Origin of the sequence: Pseudoalteromonas sp. XI10 (assembly GCF_001469895.1) — a bacterium.
Classification (GTDB): Bacteria; Pseudomonadota; Gammaproteobacteria; order Enterobacterales; family Alteromonadaceae; genus Pseudoalteromonas.
Map to the genome: position 1 here is coordinate 57,487 of NZ_LOPY01000006.1, position 6,229 is coordinate 63,715.

General features: G+C 43.0%; 6 protein-coding genes and 4 tRNA genes. 9 read left to right on the top strand and 1 reads right to left on the bottom strand.

What is annotated here, in order from left to right; genetic code table 11:
• Positions 1-92: 92 nt before the first annotated feature.
• Positions 93-716, top strand: a complete 624-nt coding sequence (locus AUR67_RS00610) for a DUF2057 domain-containing protein (RefSeq protein ID WP_058583723.1) — start codon at positions 93-95, stop codon at positions 714-716.
• Positions 717-767: 51 nt separating this feature from the next.
• Here the strand turns inward: AUR67_RS00610 and AUR67_RS00615 are convergent, their stop codons facing one another.
• Positions 768-2,639, bottom strand: a complete 1,872-nt coding sequence (locus AUR67_RS00615; protein WP_058583724.1) for a M1 family metallopeptidase — start codon at positions 2,637-2,639, stop codon at positions 768-770.
• Between the two features lie 145 nt (positions 2,640-2,784).
• On the opposite strand from AUR67_RS00615, the gene murB reads away from it, so the two are divergent.
• The 8 genes from murB to AUR67_RS20830 form a co-directional block, all read left to right on the top strand.
• Positions 2,785-3,795, top strand: a complete 1,011-nt coding sequence (gene murB, locus AUR67_RS00620; RefSeq protein ID WP_058583725.1) for a UDP-N-acetylmuramate dehydrogenase — start codon at positions 2,785-2,787, stop codon at positions 3,793-3,795.
• Entirely contained in the window at positions 3,792-4,784 is a 993-nt protein-coding gene (gene birA, locus AUR67_RS00625) for a bifunctional biotin--[acetyl-CoA-carboxylase] ligase/biotin operon repressor BirA (protein ID WP_054554865.1), read from the top strand. The genes murB and birA overlap by 4 nt, the downstream gene beginning before the upstream one ends.
• Positions 4,781-5,479 carry a type III pantothenate kinase gene (locus tag AUR67_RS00630; RefSeq protein WP_058583726.1) on the top strand — a complete coding sequence of 233 codons (699 nt, stop codon included), beginning with the start codon at positions 4,781-4,783 and terminating at the stop codon, positions 5,477-5,479. Before birA ends, AUR67_RS00630 begins: the two co-directional genes overlap by 4 nt.
• 117 nt (positions 5,480-5,596) lie before the next feature.
• Positions 5,597-5,672, top strand: a tRNA-Thr gene (locus AUR67_RS00635).
• A gap of 40 nt (positions 5,673-5,712) precedes the next feature.
• Positions 5,713-5,797 (top strand) — tRNA-Tyr (locus AUR67_RS00640).
• 44 nt (positions 5,798-5,841) lie between these two features.
• Positions 5,842-5,916: transfer RNA gene (locus AUR67_RS00645), tRNA-Gly, on the top strand.
• A 13-nt stretch (positions 5,917-5,929) separates the two neighbouring features.
• Positions 5,930-6,005: transfer RNA gene (locus tag AUR67_RS00650), tRNA-Thr, on the top strand.
• 136 nt (positions 6,006-6,141) lie between these two features.
• Positions 6,142-6,229: GTP-binding protein (locus AUR67_RS20830; protein ID WP_235591772.1), on the top strand; the 88-nt coding region annotated here is incomplete at its 3' end.

Here is a 6,229-nt window from a genome sequence, read left to right on the forward strand (position 1 = left end):
ATAAATGTGGTTAAATGACCGCCCACTAATGACAAACTTTATTTGCAGTGTCAAACTGAAACTGCCGCAAGTTGAACAACCAAGGAGTGAACATGCGTAAGTTAGTATTACTGAGTAGTGCGTTAATGCTATTTAATAGTTTCAGCAGTGTAGCTGAGACTATTCACTTTCCCGAAGAGTTTGTACCCTTACAAGTTGGAGAGCGCCTAATTGAACAGTCGTTTTTCAGTCGTGTTGACGATGTTGAGCTTGCCCCTGGTACCTACCAAGTGAAGATGAAATATACCGATCTTTACGAGCAAGGTTATGATGACCATCAAGTTGTTGAGTCAGAGCCATTTTGGGTTGAGCTTACGGTAGAGAGTGGCAAAGACTATGACCTAGTGTTTAATCGTGCCAGTAATGCTGTTGCTGCAGAAGTGTTTGCTGAATCACCGCAAGTAAGCTTAAAAGCCAAGGGCAGTGAACTTGCTGTGCCGCTATCGATAGTTAGCTATCGTGCAGCTAGCGCGTCTGCACAAGCTGTAGCCAGTGCCCCGGTTGCTGCTACAAGCAACAAGCCTGCGACTGCAGTCCCTGTCACATTGCCTGCAAAAGTACCTGGCGGACAAGCGGGTTTGAAAAATATGCCAAGTGCGGCTGCGATGCTTGAGTTTTGGTGGCAACAAGCAAGCCCTGAAGAGCGCCGTGCGTTCTTACAAAAAGTAAGCAACTAATAAAATAATTAAAAAAGGCGCTGATTGCAGCGCCTTTTTGTGTTTGATGACTTACTTTGCAAATAAGTCGTCAACAGTACCTTGTGCAAATAAGTCGTCAACAGTACCTTGTGCAAGTGGGTGGTAACCCGGACGTGCTTTTAAGTACACATCATGCGCCCAGTCTTTTTTACCGTTTTTAATAAGTGCTTTATAGAGTGGCACAATTAATTTACGACGACCGATGCCTGATAGGTGTTCATCAAGCGCTGAATAAATTGGTTGATAACCATTACCTACCGCTAGCATAAACCATGCGAAAGCACGCTCTGCATTAGTTGACTGTGTTAGGTTGAATTGATTATCAAGCTCAGTCATTTTTTCGATGCTTAAATCGCGAGGTAGGTTATTCAAAAAGTGTAGCCACTCGTGAACTGACCAATCTGCTGTTGGTAACTGGGCTGCACTGATCTCACCGTTTAACCATGTTTTGGTTACAGCATCAACTTTATCGAAGGCATCAGACGTTGGGTTAGGAGCATCGCTTGGTAAACCAGGCTCAAAGATCCACTCATTAACTTTATCCATGCTCACAACGCCTGGATATTTTTCGATCAAGTTAGCTTTTAAGTAAGTAACAAATTGCGCTGTTGTTAGAGACTTAAACGCAAATTGGTCAAAGTAACCCTTTACGAATGGGTCAAACTTATCACGGCCAAATTTGTTTTCTAAATAAATTAAGAAAAGCTGACCTTTAGTGTAAGGCACTGAGCTAAATGCATCATCAGGATCGCGGCCATTAAGTTTTAAGTTAAGACGCGTATCTGGTGCTGGTAGAGTTTTAAGTAATGCACGTAAGCCGGCTGCATCAAGCGCTTGTTCCATAACTGCACGGTCACGGCCAAACACTTCTTCCATAATGCGGTTTTCAACGTAAGACGTGAAACCTTCGTTTAGCCATAAATCTTCCCACGTCGCATTAGTCACTAAGTTACCAGACCAAGAGTGAGCAAGCTCGTGAGCAATTAGGTTTACTAAGCTTTTATCGCCAGCAACAACCGTTGGTGTGATGAATGATAAACGTGGGTTTTCCATGCCACCAAATGGGAAGCTTGGCGGTAGCATTAATAAGTCATAACGACCCCATGCGTATTCGCCATACATCGCGTTAGTTTTATCGATCATCGCTTGCGTGTCGTTAAACTCAGCAACTGATGCATCTAAAATTGTTGGCTCAGCAAAGATACCCGTTTGCTTAGACATGGCTTTAAATTCTAAATTACCTGCACCAATTGCGATTAAGTATGGCGAAATTGGTTGCGGCATATTAAATAGATAATCGCCGTCTTTATAGAGTGCATCTTTGTTATCAGCACTCATTACCGCACGAATGTCTTTAGGCGTGTGGATACGTGCCGAGTAGGTTACACGCATTGCTGGCGTATCTTGTACTGGGATCCAACTACGAGCATGAATTGCTTGTGATTGGCTGTACATAAATGGGTGTGACTTACTGGCTGTTTGCTCTGGCGTTAACCACTGTAAACCTGAAGCTTCTGGGCGGCTGTTGTAGTAAATACGTGCTTTTACCGCTTGGCTTTTAAATTTAATTGTTAATTTTGAGCCCTTCACGTCGTCACGTGCAGCAAGGGTGAAGTCAGCTTTGTGCCAGCTGCCTTTTTGATCTTGATACATTACTTTGTCGATATCTAAATCGCGTGTATCAAGTACCAGTGTTTTGCTTGTTGCACTGTGCCAATCTAGCGTGTGCTCAACGAAACCTTCTAGTTGTTTGTCATCAAAATCAACATCTAAATCTAGTAGTAGGTGAGTGGTTGTTACGTCATCTAAGTTTGCGTAAGTGTGCTGGCTGATTGCATCTGCAGTTGCTTGAGAGCAAGCACCGGCCATAGCAAGACTTAAAAGTAATGGTTTAAACTTCATAATAACCCTGGAACGGAAATGAAAAAGAGCCTGTTTTATAACATGATTAGTGCAGTGGGTTGAGTGATTTTTACAATCTAATGCGTATTTTGCGACGATAGGTTACACTAATGCGATTAGTTACCGGTAACCTTTGAGGCGTTTTGTGGCCCAGTCCCTGCAATCTTTTCATACCTTTTCTTTGCCAAGCCAATGCCAGCATTTTTATCAAATTGATGAAGTGAATCAGCTTTTAAGCACAGACTTTTCTGGGCCATTTTGTATTTTAGGTGAAGGCAGTAATACGGTGTTTTTATCTGACTACCAAGGTTCTGTGATCCACATGAATACGAAGGGCATAGATACAGAGCAGCAAAGTGATGGCTTTTTATTGCACATTGCAGCCGGAGAAAACTGGCACCAATTAGTTACTATGACTATTGCTAATGACATGCCTGGGCTTGAAAACCTTGCTTTAATACCTGGGACTGTTGGTGCTGCACCAGTGCAAAATATAGGAGCTTACGGTGTAGAGCTTGAAAAGTTTGTGAGATATGTCGAATACTTTGATATTGCCACCAAAACGATAAAGCGCTTAACTAAAGGCGAATGCCAATTTGGCTATCGTGACTCTATCTTCAAGCATGCACTGAAGAACAAGGCTGTAATCACCCAAGTAGGGTTGCTGTTACCTAAAAAATGGCAGCCAGTTCTGAGCTATGGACCATTGCAACAGCTTTCAGAACCCTCTCCACAACAGGTATTTGAGCAAATCATCACAACCAGAAATAGCAAACTACCAAACCCCAGTGAACTTGCTAATGCGGGCAGTTTTTTCAAAAACCCAGTGATCAGGAATGAGCAACTTGCGTTACTTTTAAAGCAGTACCCAGAGCTACCTCACTACTATGTGGATGCTGAGCATCATAAAGTTGCGGCGGGGTGGTTGATTGAGCAAGCTGGGTTAAAAGGCTTTAAGGTCGCAGGTATTGAAGTGCATCAGCAGCAAGCTTTAGTGCTAGTGAACCACGGTAATAGTAATGGTGATGACTTAATTGCCATGGTAAAGCATGTACAGCAACAGGTTTGGCATAAATATCAGATTGCTTTACAGCACGAAGTACGCCTGATCAATGCCGAACATGAATGCCACATTGAATTGGGAGCTTCATCATGAAAGCGCCAGATGGAAATAAGCTCGCTATTTTACAAGCTCTAAATACCGGTGGTTTTATTTCTGGTCAGCAATTGGGTGAGCAGCTCGGTATTAGCCGTGCAGCAGTGGGTAAACATATTCACTCTTTGCAGGAAATGGGGCTCGATATATTTAAGGTTACGGGTAAAGGGTATTGCCTAAATAATAGTGCAGGCTTACTGAACAAAGATAAGATCGGTCTGCATTATAATGAGTTAGGTGGCAGCACCGCTAATGTTGAAGTGCAGCCTATTATTGACTCAACCAACAGTGAGTTAATGCGCCGTTTGCAAACAGAAGTATCACTGCCATCAGGAAGCGTATTAGTTGCAGAAATGCAGCAAGCGGGAAGAGGGCGCCGTGGGCGCGTTTGGCAATCTCCATTTGGCGCAAACTTATACTTTAGTTACTTTTGGCGTTTGGATGATGGTTTGCAAGCTGCTATGGGTGTCTCTATTGCTGTTGGGCTTGCTGTTTATGATACGCTTAAAGCTTTATATCAATTGGATGTAGAGCTTAAGTGGCCAAACGATATCTACTTAAACCGTGAAAAATTAGCGGGCGTATTAGTTGAACTTGACGGCCAACCACAAGGGCCTTGTCAGCTTGTAATAGGTATAGGTATCAATTTACATATGCCAGAAAGTGTTAGCCAACACATAGATCAAGCATGGACTGACTTAAGTCAGCATGTGCAGGGGTTAGATAAAAACAAGCTGGTGGCCTATTTATGCTTTTATTTAGAAAAGCGTTTAGCTCAGTATCAGCAGTCAGGTTTAAACGATATGTATCTACAGTGGAATCAATTAAATGCATTTGCTGGCGAGTGTGTTGAGCTCAATACGGGTCATCGTAGCTGGCGTGGTATTTGCGAAGGAATTGATAACCAAGGTGGCGTGCGTATTCGCCAAGATGGCGAAGTGAAAAGTTATTATGGTGGTGAAATTTCATTACGTAAGGCTGAGCTATGAAACTATTAGTGGATGTTGGCAATACCGCAATTAAAGCCGTTTTGTTTGATGGCAAGGATTACCAAACCTGTGAATTCAGCAATTTACCTTGGTCACAAATAAAAGAGCTGGTCTATGCCTGCGTAGGTAGCACAGAGCTACTTAAACCGTTATTAGCACAGGCGCAGCAACATGCTGTTCCTTACTTTGAAGCAGAGGTGACTGCTAAACTCGCTACGTTAACTTGTGCCTATCAGCAGTTTAAAAACCTAGGAATTGATCGCTGGCTCGCGGTGATCGCTGCGTATGTAGAATATCCCGATCAAAACTGCATTATTATCGATGCCGGTACAGCAACGACAATTGATATGCTTAATAAAGAGGGCGCGCATCTAGGAGGCTGGATATTACCTGGCCTTGATTTAATGACCTCATCACTTACCCAAAATACGCAACGCGTGTTTGATGATGAGCAAACCCCATTTACTACTGAGTTAGGGCGTAATACTCCAAATGGCCTAAAAAATGGCGCTATGGTTGCTACTCTCGGTGCAATCGAGCAAGCAAAACAACATCTTAACCAACAGGGTTGTCAGTTATTATTTGCTGGTGGTTATGGCAAATTGTTAGCAGATACATATATAGATGCTAAGTTTGACAGCTTGCTCGTGTTTAAGGGACTGAATTATTGGCGTGAATTAGCTATAAAGCAGTAAAAATACGGGTTTTTGCCTGAATAGTGAGCGTTTAACACATAAATTCACATTTTTTTTAATTTTATGGTTGCATCACAATAAACCTTACCTTAGAATCTCGCCCCGTACTAAAGCAGTGCCGACTTAGCTCAGTTGGTAGAGCAACTGACTTGTAATCAGTAGGTCATCCGTTCAACTCGGATAGTCGGCACCACTTTCCTTTTACCGGAAGTGACTTAGTAAAGAATTTTCGTGGAGGGGTTCCCGAGCGGCCAAAGGGATCAGACTGTAAATCTGACGGCTCAGCCTTCGCTGGTTCGAATCCAGCTCCCTCCACCACTTTATTCTTGACGGTTAGAGGTAGTTTAAGAACAGGTTCCTATGCGGGCATCGTATAATGGCTATTACCTCAGCCTTCCAAGCTGATGATGCGGGTTCGATTCCCGCTGCCCGCTCCAGACTTCTGGTGTTGCTGATATAGCTCAGTTGGTAGAGCGCACCCTTGGTAAGGGTGAGGTCGGCAGTTCAAATCTGCCTATCAGCACCAGTATCGAGAACTCATCTTAATTTCTTCCTTTATCTGTCAGAAAAAACTATTTGAAATTTGAAAAAATTAAATTAATCTACCCTCGGTGGATTATTTTCATATGTAATCTAGATACACAAAACTGATAGGTTCCGTCATGGCAAAAGAAAAGTTTGAACGCGTAAAACCGCACGTAAACGTTGGTACAATCGGCCACGTTGACCACGGTAAAACAACTCTAACAG

What these genes read in the sequence shown, in the direction of transcription:
- AUR67_RS00615 (WP_058583724.1), bottom strand. Translation starts at nt 2,639, where the DNA reads ATGAAGTTTAAACCATTACTTTTAAGTCTTGCTATGGCCGGTGCTTGC.
- AUR67_RS00630 (WP_058583726.1), top strand. Translation starts at nt 4,781, where the DNA reads ATGAAACTATTAGTGGATGTTGGCAATACCGCAATTAAAGCCGTTTTG.
- birA (WP_054554865.1), top strand. Translation starts at nt 3,792, where the DNA reads ATGAAAGCGCCAGATGGAAATAAGCTCGCTATTTTACAAGCTCTAAAT.
- AUR67_RS00610 (WP_058583723.1), top strand. Translation starts at nt 93, where the DNA reads ATGCGTAAGTTAGTATTACTGAGTAGTGCGTTAATGCTATTTAATAGT.